This is a genomic window from Mesobacillus subterraneus, assembly GCF_020524355.2.
GTDB classification, from domain to species: Bacteria; Bacillota; Bacilli; order Bacillales; family Cytobacillaceae; genus Mesobacillus; species Mesobacillus subterraneus_C.
The window spans coordinates 4,147,219-4,163,940 of record NZ_CP129019.1 but is presented as its reverse complement, the minus strand read 5'-3'; the positions used below and the strand labels follow the sequence as shown (position 1 = coordinate 4,163,940).

Sequence of the window (16,722 nt, the reverse complement as noted above, 5' to 3'; positions counted from 1 at the left end):
CAATTTAAACAATTAAAATCACTTTTATAGCGAAAATCTAATTTTTATAGCGAAATTCTTGATAATATAGTGAAAATCTAATTTTTATAGCGAAAACGAAAATAATATAGCGAAAATCACATTTTTATAGCGAATTGGAAATTTCATTTGTTTTTTTCCAATTTTATATGAGACTAAATTAAGCTTAGGTCTAGAATGGATTTTCTGTACAAAAAACCGGACACAACCATGCCCGGTTTTTTCTAAATACTAAGCCAGCTCTGTCCACTCTTCCATCAATTCATCGAGTGTCTCTTTTGTGGCTTCAATTTTGCTATTGATTTCTCCAGCTTTTTCGTGATCCTGGAAGATTTCAGGATCACAAAGCAATTCTTCATATTCAGCGACTTCCAACTCTAGCTGTTCAATTCTTGCTTCCACTTCTTCCATGCGGCGTTTGCGCTGGCGTTCGAGTTTTTTGGCTTCTTTGTCCTGTTGGTAGGAGGTCTTGTCTTGCTTTGAGTTGTCCACAGCACTTCCTGAAGCTTTGGCGGCCTGCTCGGCCAGTGCTTTCAGCTCTTCCTGCTCAAGCTTTTTCTCTACGTAATAATCGTAATCGCCAAGGTATTCAGTTGAGCCACCACGGTCTAGCTCAAGGACCTTTGTCGCAATCCTGTTGATAAAATAGCGGTCATGTGAGACGAACAGGATGGTACCTGGATAATCAATAAGTGCATTCTCAAGGACTTCTTTGCTATCAAGGTCGAGGTGGTTTGTTGGCTCATCCAAAATAAGGAAATTTGAATATTGCAGCATCAGCTTGGCAAGTGCCAAGCGCGCTTTTTCGCCACCGCTCAGGGTGGAAACGATTTTTAGGACATCGTCTCCTGAGAATAAGAAGTTCCCCAGGACTGTACGTATCTCTTTTTCGGACTTCAATGGGTATTCATCCCAGAGTTCATTCAACACCTTTTTGTTCGAGCTAAGCTCTGCCTGTTCCTGATCATAGTAGCCAATCGATACATTGGAACCGTATTGAATATTCCCTGTAATCGAAGGCAGTTTCTCAACAATTGTTTTTAATAAAGTTGATTTACCAACGCCATTCGGTCCAACCAGTGCCGTGCTGTCTCCACGTGAAAGATTGAACGTGATATTTTCTGATACGATATCATTCTGATACCCGACAGCAAGTGTATCGGCTTTGAGAACATCATTACCGCTCTGGCGTTCGATTTGAAAGCTGAATGAGGCGGATTTTTCATCGCCCTTGGGCCTGTCCATGCGGTCTATTTTTTCAAGCTGTTTCCGGCGGCTCTGAGCACGCTTGGTTGTAGATGCCCTGGCCAGGTTCCTCTGGATAAAATCCTGAAGCTTGTTGATCTCATCCTGCTGTTTCTCAAAAAGTTTCAGATCACGTTCGTAATTCGCGGCTTTCTGTTCTAAATACGAGCTGTAATTGCCAGGAAACTTCGTCAGCTGGTGACGAGAGATTTCATAAACCTGGTTCACAACCTTATCAAGGAAGTAGCGATCGTGTGAAACGATCAGAATGGCTCCGTTATAGCCCTGCAAATACTGCTCAAGCCAGGACAGCGTGTCAATATCCAGGTGGTTCGTCGGTTCATCTAGAATCAAAATATCCGGACGGGTCAACAAAAGCTTCGCCAATGCGAGTCTAGTTTTCTGTCCACCGCTTAAAGTGGATATTTTTGTGGAATAATCAAAAGAATGGAAGTTCAGACCGTGCAGGACGGAACGAATATCGGCTTCATACTGGTAGCCGCCTTTTTCCTTGAACTGAACCTGAAGCAAGTCATAATCTTTCAAAACCCTGTCGTATTCTGTCTGGTTGGAGAGAATGTCAGGATCCGACATTTTTTCTTCCAATCTGCGTAAGTCTTTTTCCATGCTGTGCAGATGGTCAAAAACAGCCAGCATTTCATCCCAGATGCTTTTTTCGGATTCAAGTCCGGTATTCTGAGCGAGATAGCCAATCATTGTCCCTTTAGGACGGATGATTTCACCGCCATCATGAGCTTCATACCCGGCGATGATCTTCAGCAGGGTTGATTTTCCTGCGCCATTCCTTCCAACAAGCGCGACACGGTCGTTGGTCTGTATTTCAAACTTTATATTCGATAAAATAAGATCAGCAGCAAAATATTTTGATAGCTGATTAACCTGTAATAAAATCATTATTTTTCACCTCTATTGCCTTAGAGATAGTGTAACTCAATAATATAGGCACGGCAATATGTGTGAACTGCGATAGGGGGATAGTGTAACCCTGAGTATTGTGAATACTGAAACAAAGTTCACACACAAGTTTGACAAAATAGTGTATCATTTGATAGAAAGGAGCTTACATATGGCAGAATTTACTCACTTTAATGAAGAGGGCAGAGCGAAAATGGTCGATGTCAGTGAAAAACCAGAGACGGTCCGCACAGCAGTCGCCCATTCAAGCATAACCGTGAACGAAGATATATATAGTAGAATCACTGAAAATAAGATGAAAAAAGGGGATGTACTGGCTGTCGCGCAGGTAGCGGGCATCATGGCAGCAAAAAAGACATCTGAAATCATCCCAATGTGCCACCCTATTCCTTTGACAGGGATTGACCTTTCATTCGATTGGGAGCAAAATGGTAATGACTATATCTTAAATATCGCCGCAGCTGTAAAAACAAAAGGGAATACAGGTGTAGAAATGGAAGCGTTAACAGCAGCTTCAGCATGTGCGCTGACTGTTTATGATATGTGCAAGGCCGTTGATAAAGGCATGGTGATTGGCAAGACGTATCTGGTCGAAAAAACCGGCGGTAAAAACGGTGATTTCAAGAGAGAAGAAAAGTTGAGATAGAAATACGGACAGGGTGGAGGATGGAGAATGACGAATGATGCTATGAAGATTCCGCAGGCAACCGCAAAACGTTTGCCACTGTATTACCGGTTCTTATTGAACTTGCATTCTTCAGGAAAGCAAAGGGTATCATCCGCGGAGCTAAGTGAAGCGGTAAAAGTGGATTCAGCAACAATCCGAAGAGATTTTTCCTACTTTGGAGCTTTAGGTAAAAAGGGATACGGCTACAATGTGAATTACCTGCTTTCCTTTTTCCGTAAGACATTGGATCAGGATGAACTGACGAAGGTTGCCTTGATTGGTGTCGGTAATCTGGGAACAGCATTTTTGAATTATAATTTTTCAAAAAACAATAATACTAAAATTGAGATTGCTTTTGATGTGGATCCTGGTAAGGTTAACACGAAGATCGGCGACGTGGCAGTGTATCACATGGATGATCTTGACAGGGTTGTCGTCGAGGAAGGAATCCAGGTGGCTATCTTGACTGTTCCTTCAGCGGTAGCACAGCCGATAACAGACCGATTGGTGCAGGCGAATATCAAGGGAATTCTGAACTTCACGCCGGCAAGGCTGAATGTGCCGCCTTCCATCAGAATCCATCACATTGATTTGGCGGTTGAATTGCAGTCATTGATTTATTTCTTAAAACATTATCCAACAGATACGGAAACAACTGAATCAGTGGAATAAAAAAATAGCTCCTTGCTGAAGGAGCTATTTTTTCTGTACATTCTTCAGTTTGAAATGGAACATGATCATTCTAATGCCTGATCCAAAATCGAACGTGGCTAGGGCAACAAGTAAATAGCTAAAGAATCCCCAGCCTGTCTCGGTTACATTCTGGATGGCAAAATAGGTAAACAAGCTGCCTAACAAGATGTAGACAATGCCTGAGAATAAAGGCGATTGCTTCATAACTTAAAATCCCCCAATAAAGCTTTGAATTTTCTCTGCTTCTTTTATCATTCTCTCAATGTCTTCCCTAAATACAGATTGAAGCAGGACAACCATTGTATTCATAGTAACGTGGGCGATTATCGGCACGATGATCCGTTTCGTTTTGACATAAAGGAAAGCAAAGGTGAAGCCCATCGCTGAGTACAGGATCACATGCTCCGGCTCCATATGCGCAAGCGCAAAAATGACAGAGCTGATCAGCGCGGAGAAAAAGAAATTCATTTTCTTATGCAGACTGCCAAATATGATTTTACGAAAGACGATTTCCTCTAATATTGGGCCGATAATTGAGCTGACCAAAATGATGACTGGGAACATTTCAATCAGTTTAATGATTTCCTGTGTATTCTCCGAGCCCATTTCGATGCCAAGCATATTTTCGATGTTGGCAGCTATTGATTGTGCGAACAGAGCAAGGAATACACCTGCGAAAGCCCAGGCAGCAGAACTTGCCGGAGATGAAGCATCACGTAGGTCAGCCTCTGTCTTGCGTTCTTTCCTTAGAAGCAGAAGCACGATCACAAGTGTCAGTGAAAAGCTGATTACGAGCCAGTATGGAATTGAGAGTGTCTCCATTTCCTCAAGGCTTTTTCCCATTGCAGCTCCGATAATGGCAACAATCGGGATGCCAATCAAGCTAGAAAGCTGCATGGCAATATAGGCAATAATGACGTACCAGTATTCCTTTTTCAATAGGATAATCTCCTTCTATTCGGATCGGTTTATGTGTATGCCATAAAATCTTTAATAAAGAATGTTATCTATCCATTTTACTAGTAATCATCAGGAAAGTTCAAATATCAGGGTGTCATTTGAATGTTTTGGTTAAAATTCCTTTGAACTGGCATACTCTTTAAGGTGTCCTTTTTTTGCCAGGCATACTTCCAAAGCACGAAATATAGGACTTGCTGTCGAAGGGAAAGAGGTTAGATTTAACTGCTGAATTTTATAAAAAAAGTTAGGCTTCACACTTGCAAAAAAAATTGAGATTCATTATTATATAAATTGTGTTAGCACTCTATCGAGGAGAGTGCTAATAAAAAATTCTACATATAATTTGAGGAGGTTGTTTCACTTGATCAAGCCACTAGGAGATCGCATTATTATCGAGCTTGTTGAGTCTGAAGAAAAAACTGCAAGCGGTATCGTTTTACCCGACACAGCGAAAGAAAAACCTCAAGAAGGTAAAGTCGTAGCTGTTGGAACTGGCCGTGTACTTGAAAACGGTGAGCGCATTGCTCTTGAAGTTGAAGTCGGTAACCGCATTATCTTCTCAAAATACGCAGGCACAGAAGTGAAGTACCAGGGAACTGAGTACCTGATCCTACGTGAAAACGACATTCTAGCAGTAGTGGAATAGAAAAGCGCAGGCGACTGCCCAAATCCGACAAGCGCTGGAGGTCCTGACAGTGAAGTCGTTCTTTGACTTCATTGGCTGGACCGAAGCAACTCGAGGAGTTAGGAGCCGCAGCTAGACAAGCGACTCGAGGGACTAGGCGCTCGAGCTAGACACTAACAAAAGTGTAGTGGGATAACATATAAATTAAAAATTCTGAGGAGGTCTTTCTACAATGGCAAAAGAAATTAAGTTCAGTGAAGAAGCACGCCGCGCGATGCTTCGCGGGGTTGACTCTCTTGCAAATGCAGTAAAAGTAACTCTTGGACCAAAGGGACGCAACGTGGTTCTTGAGAAGAAATTCGGTTCACCGCTTATCACGAACGATGGCGTAACAATCGCAAAAGAAATCGAGCTTGAAGATGCATTCGAAAACATGGGTGCTAAGCTTGTTGCTGAAGTAGCGAGCAAGACGAACGACGTTGCTGGTGACGGTACAACTACTGCAACAGTTCTTGCTCAAGCGATGATTCGTGAAGGTCTTAAGAACGTAACTGCCGGCGCTAACCCAATGGGCATCCGCAAAGGTATGGAGAAGGCTGTTATTACAGCTGTTGAAGAGCTGAAGGCTATCTCTAAGCCAATCGAAGGCAAAGCTTCTATCGCACAAGTTGCTGCGATTTCTGCTGCTGACGAAGAAGTTGGCCAATTAATTGCTGAAGCGATGGAGCGCGTTGGCAACGACGGCGTTATCACAATCGAAGAATCTAAAGGCTTCACTACAGAATTGGACGTTGTTGAAGGTATGCAGTTCGACCGCGGATATGCATCTCCTTACATGGTAACTGATTCTGACAAGATGGAAGCAGTTCTTGAAAACCCATATATCTTGATCACTGACAAGAAAATCGGCAGCATCCAGGAAATCCTTCCTGTTCTTGAGCAGGTTGTACAGCAAGGCAAGCCATTATTGCTTGTTGCTGAAGATGTTGAAGGTGAAGCACTTGCTACATTAGTAGTCAACAAGCTTCGCGGAACATTCAACGCAGTAGCTGTTAAAGCTCCTGGCTTTGGTGACCGCCGTAAGGCTATGCTTGAAGACATCGCTGCATTAACTGGCGGTGAAGTGATCACTGAAGAGCTTGGACGTGACCTTAAGACTGCTACAATCACTTCTCTTGGACGCGCTTCTAAAGTGGTGGTTACGAAAGAAAACACAACAATCGTTGAAGGTGCTGGAGACAGCGCTCAAATCGCAAGCCGCGTAAACCAGATCCGCGTTCAAATGGAAGAAACAACTTCTGAATTTGACCGTGAAAAGCTGCAAGAGCGCCTTGCTAAGCTAGCTGGCGGTGTTGCAGTCATCAAGGTTGGTGCTGCTACTGAAACTGAATTGAAAGAACGCAAGCTTCGCATTGAAGATGCTCTTAACTCAACTCGCGCTGCAGTTGAAGAAGGAATTGTATCAGGCGGTGGCGTAGCGCTTCTGAACGTCTACAACAAAGTAGCTGGAATCCAGGCTGAAGGCGACGAAGCTACTGGCGTGAACATCGTCCTTCGTGCAATGGAAGAACCAGTTCGCCAAATCGCTCACAACGCTGGCCTTGAAGGATCAGTCATCGTTGAGCGCCTGAAGCGCGAAGAAGTCGGCACAGGCTTCAACGCTGCAACTGGCGAGTGGGTAAACATGATCGAATCCGGTATCGTGGACCCAACTAAAGTGACTCGTTATGCACTTCAAAACGCAGCATCCGTATCTGCAATGTTCTTGACTACTGAAGCAGTAGTTGCTGACATTCCAGAAGAAGGCGGCGTTGGCATGCCTGACATGAGCGGCATGGGCGGAATGGGCGGCATGATGTAATGACCGCTCAAGCCCTTGGTATATAAGGGGTTTGAAGTGATTTGCTAACAAAATGCTAACATAGGGGAATTTAAAAAGGGCTTCTCCTTAGCTGACCAAGCTAAGGGGAAGCTTTTTTTATTTCTAGTGTAAGAATGGTAAACACATCAATGGAAAGCCAGGGTGCAAAAAATAATGTCAAACGATAAATCTTGCAAATAGGAATCATTACGGTTTATACTGATTTAGTGATTCCGGAATCAATGTGTTATGTGGAATGTCATATCTTATAAGAGATGTTAATGAAAGTGAGGTTAAAGAGAAAAATGTTCTTAGATAGAACAAGGTGAGTATCCAATGCAGTAAAGATAAGGATCTACCGGAGGTTTTATGAATAATGGTGCTATTTTAGCAATTGTTTCATCTTTAATCTTCAGCATAATGAATGCACTAGTTAAAGAAGTTAGTGATACCATTCCTGTTGCTGAAATTGTATTTTTTAGAAGCATTATTGGAACAGTTTTAATTTACATACTCATGAAAAACAGTAAAGTTTCATTTTCTGCCACTGGAATTCCAATGCTTGCGTTGCGTGGACTGCTAGGTGCACTATATTTAATCGCCTATTTTTATACAATTTTTAAAATTCCGCTTGCTGATGCTAGTATTCTGGCCCACTTGTCACCATTTTTTGCTGTTGCCTTTTCTATTTTTCTTTTAAAGGAAAAGATTCCAAAGGGTGTTTTATACATAATGCCGCTTGCATTAATAGGAATGGTCTTGCTTGTAAAGCCATTTGAGTTTTCATCATACTCACTATACGCATTAATTGGAGTTATAAGCGCATTTTTTGCTGGGGCAGCCGCAACAAGCATCCGTTATTTAAGCAGCAGGCACCATTCATATGAAATTGTATTTTATTTTTTAGCTACCGCAACCGTAGTGTCCATACCAATGATTTGGAATAACATGGTTATACCTTCAATAAGAGACCTTTTCCTACTCATTTGCATAGGAGTCGTGTCATTAATAGGACAAATCTATTTAACGAAGTCGTTAACCCATGCAAATGTGATCGTAGTTGAGATTACTAGATATATTGGTATTGTGTTTAATGCAATGTGGGGGCTATTGTTTTGGGCAGAGGTACCCGACACGTTCACATTTCTAGGTGGTCTGCTGATCATTGCTTCATGTATTGCATTATCACGAATGAAAGATCACTCACCAGAGACTAAGCTTAATTAAAAAATTATAAGGACTAAATATACACTTTAAATCGTAATCATTACGTTTAGGAGGAAACTAGATGTTTAAGAAATTGTTTAAATTTAGTTTACTATTTACTTTGATATTAATTTTACTTTCAGCGTGCTCTTCAAAAGAAGGTTCTAACACAACAGGTGAAACAGAAGCTGAAAATAGCAAAGAGTTAACATTTCTTTCGAATTTCCCAAGTGATACAATGGATCCTCATTTAAACTGGACTCCACTAAGAGCAGGAATGGTTGAGACCCTTGTTAAGATTAACGAGGATTTAAAAATTGAGCCTTGGCTTGCTGAAGAATGGAACAGTGAAGATGGGCAAACATGGACATTTAAAATTAGAGAAAATGTAACATTCCAAAATGGAAGTAAGCTGGATGCTGAAGCTGTTAAAGCATCTTTTGAAAGATTAATGAAAGTTAGCGAATCCATGAAAAATGCATTAAAGATTCAATCTATGAATGCTAAAGGACAAACATTAACAATTACAACAGAAGTTCCATTGCCACAATTTCCTTCAGAGCTTGTTCATCCCAATGCTGCCGTTATTGATGTTAAAGATGAGAACTTTGAGCAGAAACCAGTTGGGACAGGACCGTTCGTGGTTGTTTCATTTGAAGCGGGTACTAAAGTTACTTTAGAGGCCATATGATCAATATTGGGATGGAAAACCAAATCTAAATGCTGTAACCCTTACATTTAATGAAGACGCAAATGCCCGTACTTTAGCATTACAATCAGGAGATGCAGATATTTCATTTAGACCAGCAATTGAGAGTATTGAAACGCTTCAAGATGATAAGGCGATCAAAACTGATGTTGCCCCAAGCAGTCGCACACACCTTCTGATGTTTAACACAAATACAGAAGCGTTAAGTGATGTCAAGGTAAGAAAAGCAATTGATGCAATGATTGACAGAGATGCCATTGTGCAAAGCATCATGGTCAATCAAGGTACTGTGGCTCATGGTCCATTTTTACCCGAATTTCCATTTTCGCCAGAATACGAACAAAAGCAATTTAATATGGACGTCGCAAAACAATATTTACAAGAAGCCGGCTATGAAATGGTAAATGGTGAAGCAGTAAAGAATGGAAAACCTCTCACGCTAACAGTTGTAACCTATTCTTATCGCCCAGAGTTACCATTAATTTCAGAACTTTTACAATCCAATGCAAAACAATTAGGAATTAAGATTGACATTCAAGTGGTAGAAAATATTGATGAATACTTGATGAGCAATAGTTGGGATTTAGCAACTTACAGTCTAAATACTGCTCCTAGAGGTGACGCTAGTTATTTCTTAAATTCAGTATATATGCCAGGTGGAGCAATGAACTTTGCTAAGCATGAACACAAGGGTCTTCAAACGATTATCAATGAATTAAATGGAACCATCGATGAAGAAAAGCGAATTGAATTGGCAAAAGAAGCCGTATCCCTCATTGATGAAGAATATTTACATTCTTCCATTGTCTATCCAAACATTTTTGTTGCTTATAAAGATAACGTAAAAAATTGGATGACAAATAAAAGCGAGTTCTACATGATTACGAAAGACTTAGGTGTGAAGTAATCGTGAAATTACTTTTTAAAAGGGTTATTGAATTAGTTATATTTTTATTCTTTCTCTCATTTGTTAGCTTTGTCCTAATGAAGCTTGCACCGGGAGACCCGGCAAGGTATATGTTAGATGTGATAGACGTTCAAACGACAGAAGATCAAATTGAGGAATTTAGAGAAGAAATGGGTTTTAATGACCCCGTTTATATTCAATATTTAAATTGGCTCAAACAATTTGTCCAATTTGATTTAGGGGATTCTTATATGACGAAGAAACCGGTGTTTGAGGAATTATGGAGCAGGTTTCCATCTACCCTCGGTATTACCCTTTCATCACTTATTGTCATGACGCTAATTGCTGTTCCGATTGGCACAATATCTGCCTTATATAAAGACAAATGGATCGATCATATTAGTAGAGCGCTCTCTTTAATTGGCGCAGCAGTTCCTAGCTTCTGGCTAGGACTGCTGTTTATTCAGTTCTTTTCAGTCAAGTTAGGATGGCTGCCCTCAATGGGGAAGGGAACATTCCAGCATATATTATTACCTTCTATAACACTTGGGATTGCCATGTCAGCAGTCTATATTCGTCTTCTCCGTTCGAGTTTATTAGAAACACTAGGTCAAGATTTTATTCGTTCAGCAAGGGCTAGAGGTTTGAGTAATAGCAGAATTTTTATTTTTCATGCATTTCGTTATAGCTTAATTCCTATCATTACGATATTTGGAGTAAGCTTAGGCAGTTTACTTGGAGGGACTGTTGTTATTGAAGTTCTTTTTGCCTACCCCGGTATAGGGAAGTTTGTAATCGAGGCAATAGGAAAACGAGACTATCCAGTTATTCAAGGATATATTCTTTTTATGGGCGGATTTGTTATTGCTATAAATATTCTTGTCGATTTATCTTATCGCTATCTTAATCCGGAGATTCGACTAAAGGAGGCAGATCGTCAATGATAGCAGTCCGCCAGACACTTGTGAAAATTTTGGATAGGTCACCATTAAAACTATATGGAATGGTTGCTTTAATTGGTGTTCTTTTCATACTTGTGCTTGGGGCTCCATTTATAGCACCCCATGATCCTACAGAGGTTCAGTTAAGCGAGAGATTAAAGCCAATGAGTTCGGAGTACTTATTTGGAACAGACCATATGGGAAGAGATATAGTATCGCGTATTCTCGTTGGTGCTCAAACAACAGTGGGAACAAGTATGCTTGTGCTAATACTTGCTCTTGGTATTGGCTTACCCATAGGGCTATTGTCTGGATATATCGGTGGTGCACTTGATCGATTTTTTATGAGAATCGTCGACGCTTTTTTAGCATTTCCTGACTTTATTATTGCGATTGTTCTAAGTGGGTTACTAGGTCCAGGCATGGTGAATCTTGTCGTGGCGTTAGTTACTGTGAAATGGGTTAACTATGCCCGATTAGTAAGAAGTACAGTCCTGTCAGAAAAACAAAAAGAGTACATTTCGGTTGCGAAGATTAATGGATTATCATCATTTACGATATTAAGAAAACATATAATTCCTCATGTAGTTGGAAATTTAGTGGTTTATGCTTCACTAGATCTTGGAAAAGTCATTTTGGTTATTGCTTCTCTCTCATATATTGGTCTAGGTGCTCAACCACCAACACCAGAGTGGGGAGCGATGCTAAATGAGGGGAGCAACTTTTTTCATAATGCACCACAGCTTATGTATATTCCAGGCCTCGCAATTATGCTCGTTGTCCTTATTTTAAATCTGCTAGGGGACTCCCTGAGAGATCTACTTGATGTCAAAAGTAAATAGGGGGAAAAATGGCTATCTTAGAAATTAATAACCTAACGATTAAACACGAAGATACTGCTCTTGTAAACCAGGTTAATATTTCAATTGGTGAAGGAGAATGGTGTGCGTTAGTTGGTGAGAGTGGAAGCGGTAAGAGTATTACAGCCTCCTCAATTGGTGGGATTTTGCCAAAAGAATTAAAGGTTGTTTCAGGCTCAATTTCTTATTGTGGAACAAACCTTACGAATCATACAGAAAAAGAGTATCGAAAAATTCGGGGTAAGGAAATCTCATATGTATTCCAGGATTACCAGGGTGCGTTTACACCATTCATAAAAATAGGCAAACAAATGGATGAACTGTTAATAACGCATACCCCTTTATCTAAACAAGCTAGGAAGGAAGCGTCATTGTCTATCTTTAATGAGGTCAATCTTCCTGCTGAACGTGTTTATAATAGTTATCCCTTCCAATTGAGTGGTGGACAACTACAAAGAGCTGCGATGGCAATGGCTGTTGTTTTAAAGCCTAAGCTGCTCATTGCAGATGAACCAACTACAGCGCTTGATAGTATGTCGGCTGTAAGAGTACTAGACATGATTGCAAAGTTGAGAAAGCAGACAGGCTGTGCAGTATTTTTTATCACACATGATTTAAGGCATGTAAAAAAATTTGCAAACCAGATTGCCATTATGAAAAAAGGAAAAATAGTGGAACAAGGAGGTAAAGAAAGTATTTTTAATAATCCACAGCATGATTATACAAAGCAATTATTTGCAGCGTTACCACCTCTTAGGGAAACACCGTCAAGACTATTTATGATGAATGAAAATCTTGTATAAGATTAATGGATAAAGGATGATTGTAAGTGATTGGATTAGCAGATAGAGCACTTACTTGTAAGGATGTTACAAAGAAATTCTCTTGTGGTCACAAAGCGGTTGATTCCGTGTCATTCCATATTAAAAAAGGTGAATGCTTAGGTTTAGTAGGGGAAAGTGGCAGTGGAAAAAGTACACTTGCTCGTTGCTTGTTACAACTAGAAAAAATGGACCAAGGTGAAATCTTTCTTGCCAATCAGCCTTTACATGGGATGAATAAGCGCTTATTGAGTAAAGCAAGAAGGCATATTCAAGCTGTCTTACAAAATCCAACCGCTTCTTTAAATCCGCGAATCAAAATTATAGATCAGGTAATGGAACCATTAGACGTTCAAAAAGAATATACTCCTTCATTCTTAAAAGAAATCGGTCATAATCGTCAAAAGGCAGCACATTATTTAATGGAGATGGTAGGAGTTCCATCAAAATATTTATCGATGTATCCACATGAACTAAGTGGCGGTCAAAAGCAAAGAGTAAATATTGCAAGAGCCATCAGTATTGAGCCTTCATTGATTATTCTCGATGAACCAACAGCTAGTCTTGATGTTTCCATTCAAGCAATGATTCTCAATTTACTTAAAGATTTGCAAGAATCTCTAGGATTATCATATTTATTTATTTCACATGATTTAGCTGCTGTTAATTTCATCAGTCATAGGATTATGGTTATGCAGAACGGAAAAATCGTAGATGAATGTAAAAAGCAAGATCTCTTTTCAGAAAGCCGACACTCATATACTAAAAATATGATACGCGTGTTTGAATCGTAAACAAAGAATTTAAAAGGTATAAACCTATAAAGTAAAAATGAAATATTATCGATTACATTTTGTCAGTATCCACTTCTCTATGGGCAGTGGATATTGCTGTTATTGGATGATTATCTGAAACCTCATTATTGGAAGATTACACTAGATTTATTAATTTAAAGTACAAATTTTGGTATTGATGGAATAATTACGCGGGAGGAATTTATGAAAGTGGCAACAAACTCAATGGGCTTGAATAGCATTACACCCTTTAGCCAAAGGGAGTCATCGTTTGCTTCCACTTATTTTTCTATTCGAATTTGGGGAGCTCCTTTCATACGTTATTATTGGTTGGCTCATTGGATTGGGCAAGGTTCGTTTAGCATTAGCTACTCAAAGATGGATGAATGTCTTAAAATGACACTAACTTTTACTTCTATCGGAGCAAGTATAGGCGAAGTTACATTAGCGGCCAATGCCATCTTACTGCAAATTCACTATATAATCGCTTATTTATTTGGTGGTTTTGCGAATGCTTCTAGTATCTTAGTTGGCAGAGCCATTGGTGGCATTTACAACTATTCCAGATGTTATATCTAAGTCAGAAGAGTTCCTGGTGTGGATGCTGGTGTTTCCGATAGTTGGATTCTGGGGTTTACAGCTAGAAGGGGTTTTTTCAGGTGCTACCGAAGCAAAATCCATTCGGGATTCCATCGCATTAGCATTGATTGTATTTTTAGGTGCTCTCGGGTTGTTTGTTCCTCTATATCAAAACCATGGATTATGGCTTGCACTTGTCGAATTTAGTCTATGTAGATCATTCTTTTTATCGTTATTTGTTCCTAAATTAACTCGTCAAAAATTTTACTGACTATTTTTAGGAATATATTTGAAAGTGATTTGCAACATAATGCAAATTTAAAGAGGCTTTCTCATTAGTTGAAAAAATTTTGGGAGGCTTCTTTTTCATTTCTTACGTTTTATAGAGATAGACATTTTTGGTCATTTGGTCGTCTCTATGACCAAGGAAGTGGATTTCTGCTGAGACAGTGATTTGGCAAGAAACAAAAACATGGGTGTATTAAGCTTTACGGCTGATCAATCCTGATATATGCTCCTAGCGGAAGTGAGTTTAAATGAAAGCAGTCTAACCGCTAAACAATGAAGAAAGACCAAATTCCCCAATAGAAGAATCTGGTCTTATATTTTTCTTGCAAAAACTCCATCATAATTTTTCCATTAAACGCTTTTTGATTAATTCATAATCGTCCCTAGTGATGCCAGGAGCAAATTCTTCGGGCAGTTCCTCTAAGTCTGGAATTAGCCCGCCTTCAGGAGTGCCAATTTTCACTTCAAGCTGTTGCCCATTTTCCGGATTTGTTCCTTTCCAAATCATTCCAATATCCCTGTAATCTGTTTCGCTCCATGTATATAACACATTGCTTAAGCCTTGTTCTATGAATGGTCGGGCATAATCAAATTTTGAGTTATCAAGATTTGGAACTGGAAGCATTTTCGTCAGATCTACCCCGGTAGCAATTTCGATCGCTTTCGCATAGGCGAGGACATGTGTTCCTCCACGAACAAGCAAATATCCAATCATGGTTCTGGCAACTGGGTTATCAGTCATCTCATAAACTCTCATTTTATGTGTTCGTGCACCAATCTCGAGGAAAAAGTTATGTGTTAAATCCAAAACCAGATTACCGCTATTAAAAACATTATCACCAGTCCAAGCCCTACCCATTGAATCACCTGGTATAGCTGTTTGAGCTGTAGAAATAAAATGGTGGGTGTTTCTTGCATCCAGCCCATTCTGAAGTGGAGTGATATCCGGAACCCCTGGAAAGGTATTACCCACAGACAACAAATTAATCGTATTAGAAACAAGTTCTACATGACCAAATTCTTCTGCTGTAATGCTCGCCACTAACTCATAGAATGGCTTTAGTTTTTTTTTATTTCTGAAATTAAAAGACTGGAACATATAGTTATTTAAAGTAGACATCTCCCCAAACTTGCCACCCAGGAGCTCTTGTACTGCTGCTGCAGCATTCATATCCCCGTGTGCAGGTGTAGGAAGTTCAATTGCCAATTTATTTATTCTTTTAAACATTATTTCCCCTCCACATGCCTTTTGTTAACCAGGAAAAACCCAAATTATTTGCTGCGTACGAATAAAAAAGGGTGTTTCGTTAGATTCAACAACAATGTGATCTGGCATGACCATTTTCAGAGAGCCACGAACGCTGCCTCTTATGGTTTGAACAGTAACAATTTTACCTACAATAGTTGTTAAAGTCTGATAAACATAGGGATCATAGAAGCTTAACCAATCATTATTCGTCATTATATCCTCCTATATTTAAGTCATTCTTACTGAGTATATGTTTCTCGATATACAAAAAGACTGATAAGCAACTGTTCAAGTTGACTCTCTTTGTTAAAGACTATTTCGCGGTTCGTTAAAGACATGGTGTGGCGACTGGGGGCCTTCAAGACATGCATGGCTCTTAGCCAAAATCGGGCGGTGAATGGATCACCATGAATCCGACATGTGGCTCCGGATATGTTGACGAGGGCAAGTTATGAACAGATTTCGAATACAGCCGACTTCCTGTGTACTTTCAGAGGAGAATAAATACTCTCTAAACGATATAGGATGCGATATATCTGCTAAAATATAAATAATGACGATATGACTCTTGCAAATATTGTTGAAACTCGTCATATTGGATAATAGGAGGTGCGATATGCGACACGATATACAACCGAATGAGCAGGCGTTCTCAACAAAAGAAGTGGCGGAAGAAGTAGGGATAGCTACTCCCACTGTCCGAAAGTACGGTCAAATTCTGGAGCGAAACGGTTACGAGTTTCTGAAAGATGGAGACCGACGGATTTTTGTGCAATCGGATATTCTAGCGCTTATAGCGCTTCGCGATACGGACAAGCCGTTGGATGATACAGCTAAGAATCTCGTGCAACAGCAAAAGGAAAGACTGGAAGGCTCGGGTGGAACGGGAGTAGCGCTCAGCGATACATCATACGATAAACTGCCTCAGGACCCGAATCAATTAAAAGAATTGTTGCTTTTTGTCGCTAATGAACTTGCAGCCGCACGTGAAATGAATGTCCAACTGAAAAATGATATGACACAGTTGAAAACAAATGTTGCCCAGCTACAACAGGACCACCATGTGATTAGTTCCAGTATTGGGAATTCAGCACAAAGAACAAATTCTAAGATTGAAAGATTCATTGAACAGCAAAACACCCAGTATGAAAGTTTGCTGGAGCAGGAAAGAGAGAGAAGTGAGCTTCTGCAAAAAGAGATACAAAAAATGCGTGAGGAACAAAAGAATGAATGGAATTCCCAAAATGATTTTAACAAACGTCTAGAAGAAGAAATCCAGAAAAGAAAATGGGGATGGCTAACAGCGATATTTAGGAAATAAAGGAATAGAGATACTTGAAATTAAAAGCTATCCCTAATATTT

17 protein-coding genes and 1 pseudogene are annotated in these 16,722 nt (G+C 39.9%); 13 read left to right on the top strand and 5 right to left on the bottom strand.

Going from position 1 to position 16,722, the window contains the following annotated elements; all coding sequences use genetic code 11:
- Nucleotides 1-249: 249 nt before the first annotated feature.
- Complete coding sequence (locus LC048_RS21640) at nucleotides 250-2,178, bottom strand: ABC-F family ATP-binding cassette domain-containing protein (protein ID WP_226607603.1); 1,929 nt, start codon at nucleotides 2,176-2,178, stop codon at nucleotides 250-252.
- Between the two features lie 172 nt (nucleotides 2,179-2,350).
- On the opposite strand from LC048_RS21640, the gene moaC reads away from it, so the two are divergent.
- The gene (moaC, locus tag LC048_RS21635; protein WP_041967791.1) at nucleotides 2,351-2,845 is read left to right on the top strand and encodes a cyclic pyranopterin monophosphate synthase MoaC; all 495 of its coding nucleotides are present in this window, start codon (nucleotides 2,351-2,353) and stop codon (nucleotides 2,843-2,845) included.
- A 27-nt stretch (nucleotides 2,846-2,872) separates the two neighbouring features.
- Nucleotides 2,873-3,538, top strand: coding sequence for a redox-sensing transcriptional repressor Rex (locus LC048_RS21630; RefSeq protein WP_226607605.1), 666 nt, complete (start codon nucleotides 2,873-2,875; stop codon nucleotides 3,536-3,538).
- 24 nt (nucleotides 3,539-3,562) lie between these two features.
- Here the strand turns inward: LC048_RS21630 and LC048_RS21625 are convergent, their stop codons facing one another.
- Together LC048_RS21625 and LC048_RS21620 are read right to left on the bottom strand one after the other, a co-directional pair.
- Nucleotides 3,563-3,763: a YdiK family protein gene (locus LC048_RS21625; RefSeq protein WP_226607607.1), complete on the bottom strand. Its 201-nt coding sequence runs from the start codon at nucleotides 3,761-3,763 to the stop codon at nucleotides 3,563-3,565.
- Nucleotides 3,764-3,766: 3 nt separating this feature from the next.
- The gene (locus LC048_RS21620) at nucleotides 3,767-4,498 is read right to left on the bottom strand and encodes a CPBP family intramembrane glutamic endopeptidase (protein ID WP_226607610.1); all 732 of its coding nucleotides are present in this window, start codon (nucleotides 4,496-4,498) and stop codon (nucleotides 3,767-3,769) included.
- Between the two features lie 382 nt (nucleotides 4,499-4,880).
- Here LC048_RS21620 and groES point away from each other — a divergent pair, with 382 nt between their 5' ends.
- From groES to LC048_RS21570, 10 genes and pseudogenes are all read left to right on the top strand, one after another.
- Complete coding sequence (gene groES, locus LC048_RS21615; protein WP_226607613.1) at nucleotides 4,881-5,165, top strand: co-chaperone GroES; 285 nt, start codon at nucleotides 4,881-4,883, stop codon at nucleotides 5,163-5,165.
- A gap of 211 nt (nucleotides 5,166-5,376) precedes the next feature.
- Nucleotides 5,377-7,005, top strand: coding sequence for a chaperonin GroEL (groL, locus tag LC048_RS21610; RefSeq protein WP_226607615.1), 1,629 nt, complete (start codon nucleotides 5,377-5,379; stop codon nucleotides 7,003-7,005).
- Nucleotides 7,006-7,374: 369 nt separating this feature from the next.
- Nucleotides 7,375-8,232: a DMT family transporter gene (locus tag LC048_RS21605; RefSeq protein ID WP_226607618.1), complete on the top strand. Its 858-nt coding sequence runs from the start codon at nucleotides 7,375-7,377 to the stop codon at nucleotides 8,230-8,232.
- 61 nt (nucleotides 8,233-8,293) lie between these two features.
- Nucleotides 8,294-9,827: pseudogene (nikA, locus tag LC048_RS21600) on the top strand (nickel ABC transporter substrate-binding protein).
- A 2-nt stretch (nucleotides 9,828-9,829) separates the two neighbouring features.
- Nucleotides 9,830-10,771, top strand: coding sequence for a nickel ABC transporter permease (gene nikB, locus LC048_RS21595; RefSeq protein WP_226607621.1), 942 nt, complete (start codon nucleotides 9,830-9,832; stop codon nucleotides 10,769-10,771).
- A 59-nt stretch (nucleotides 10,772-10,830) separates the two neighbouring features.
- Entirely contained in the window at nucleotides 10,831-11,610 is a 780-nt protein-coding gene (nikC, locus tag LC048_RS21590; protein ID WP_226607673.1) for a nickel transporter permease, read from the top strand.
- An 8-nt stretch (nucleotides 11,611-11,618) separates the two neighbouring features.
- The gene (locus LC048_RS21585) at nucleotides 11,619-12,431 is read left to right on the top strand and encodes an ABC transporter ATP-binding protein (protein WP_226607624.1); all 813 of its coding nucleotides are present in this window, start codon (nucleotides 11,619-11,621) and stop codon (nucleotides 12,429-12,431) included.
- A 26-nt stretch (nucleotides 12,432-12,457) separates the two neighbouring features.
- Nucleotides 12,458-13,243: an ATP-binding cassette domain-containing protein gene (locus tag LC048_RS21580; protein WP_226607627.1), complete on the top strand. Its 786-nt coding sequence runs from the start codon at nucleotides 12,458-12,460 to the stop codon at nucleotides 13,241-13,243.
- 204 nt (nucleotides 13,244-13,447) lie between these two features.
- Nucleotides 13,448-13,822, top strand: a complete 375-nt coding sequence (locus LC048_RS21575) for a hypothetical protein (protein WP_226607629.1) — start codon at nucleotides 13,448-13,450, stop codon at nucleotides 13,820-13,822.
- The gene (locus LC048_RS21570) at nucleotides 13,788-14,093 is read left to right on the top strand and encodes an MATE family efflux transporter (RefSeq protein ID WP_226607632.1); all 306 of its coding nucleotides are present in this window, start codon (nucleotides 13,788-13,790) and stop codon (nucleotides 14,091-14,093) included. Before LC048_RS21575 ends, LC048_RS21570 begins: the two co-directional genes overlap by 35 nt.
- Nucleotides 14,094-14,447: 354 nt before the next feature.
- Here LC048_RS21570 and LC048_RS21565 read toward each other — a convergent pair whose 3' ends face one another.
- Both LC048_RS21565 and LC048_RS21560 read right to left on the bottom strand, forming a co-directional pair.
- The gene (locus LC048_RS21565; protein ID WP_306048770.1) at nucleotides 14,448-15,338 is read right to left on the bottom strand and encodes a manganese catalase family protein; all 891 of its coding nucleotides are present in this window, start codon (nucleotides 15,336-15,338) and stop codon (nucleotides 14,448-14,450) included.
- 24 nt (nucleotides 15,339-15,362) lie between these two features.
- Nucleotides 15,363-15,572 carry a YuzF family protein gene (locus tag LC048_RS21560; RefSeq protein ID WP_226607637.1) on the bottom strand — a complete coding sequence of 70 codons (210 nt, stop codon included), beginning with the start codon at nucleotides 15,570-15,572 and terminating at the stop codon, nucleotides 15,363-15,365.
- A gap of 403 nt (nucleotides 15,573-15,975) precedes the next feature.
- On the opposite strand from LC048_RS21560, the gene LC048_RS21555 reads away from it, so the two are divergent.
- Complete coding sequence (locus LC048_RS21555; RefSeq protein ID WP_226607640.1) at nucleotides 15,976-16,680, top strand: SH3 domain-containing protein; 705 nt, start codon at nucleotides 15,976-15,978, stop codon at nucleotides 16,678-16,680.
- The last annotated feature ends 42 nt before the right edge of the window (nucleotides 16,681-16,722 follow it).

Excerpts from the sequence above, each read along its gene's own strand:
- LC048_RS21640 (WP_226607603.1), bottom strand. The coding sequence starts at position 2,178 with ATGATTTTATTACAGGTTAATCAGCTATCAAAATATTTTGCTGCTGAT.
- moaC (WP_041967791.1), top strand. The coding sequence starts at position 2,351 with ATGGCAGAATTTACTCACTTTAATGAAGAGGGCAGAGCGAAAATGGTC.
- LC048_RS21630 (WP_226607605.1), top strand. The coding sequence starts at position 2,873 with ATGACGAATGATGCTATGAAGATTCCGCAGGCAACCGCAAAACGTTTG.
- LC048_RS21625 (WP_226607607.1), bottom strand. The coding sequence starts at position 3,763 with ATGAAGCAATCGCCTTTATTCTCAGGCATTGTCTACATCTTGTTAGGC.
- groL (WP_226607615.1), top strand. The coding sequence starts at position 5,377 with ATGGCAAAAGAAATTAAGTTCAGTGAAGAAGCACGCCGCGCGATGCTT.
- LC048_RS21605 (WP_226607618.1), top strand. The coding sequence starts at position 7,375 with ATGAATAATGGTGCTATTTTAGCAATTGTTTCATCTTTAATCTTCAGC.
- nikC (WP_226607673.1), top strand. The coding sequence starts at position 10,831 with ATGGTTGCTTTAATTGGTGTTCTTTTCATACTTGTGCTTGGGGCTCCA.
- LC048_RS21585 (WP_226607624.1), top strand. The coding sequence starts at position 11,619 with ATGGCTATCTTAGAAATTAATAACCTAACGATTAAACACGAAGATACT.
- LC048_RS21575 (WP_226607629.1), top strand. The coding sequence starts at position 13,448 with ATGAAAGTGGCAACAAACTCAATGGGCTTGAATAGCATTACACCCTTT.
- LC048_RS21565 (WP_306048770.1), bottom strand. The coding sequence starts at position 15,338 with ATGTTTAAAAGAATAAATAAATTGGCAATTGAACTTCCTACACCTGCA.
- LC048_RS21560 (WP_226607637.1), bottom strand. The coding sequence starts at position 15,572 with ATGACGAATAATGATTGGTTAAGCTTCTATGATCCCTATGTTTATCAG.
- LC048_RS21555 (WP_226607640.1), top strand. The coding sequence starts at position 15,976 with ATGCGACACGATATACAACCGAATGAGCAGGCGTTCTCAACAAAAGAA.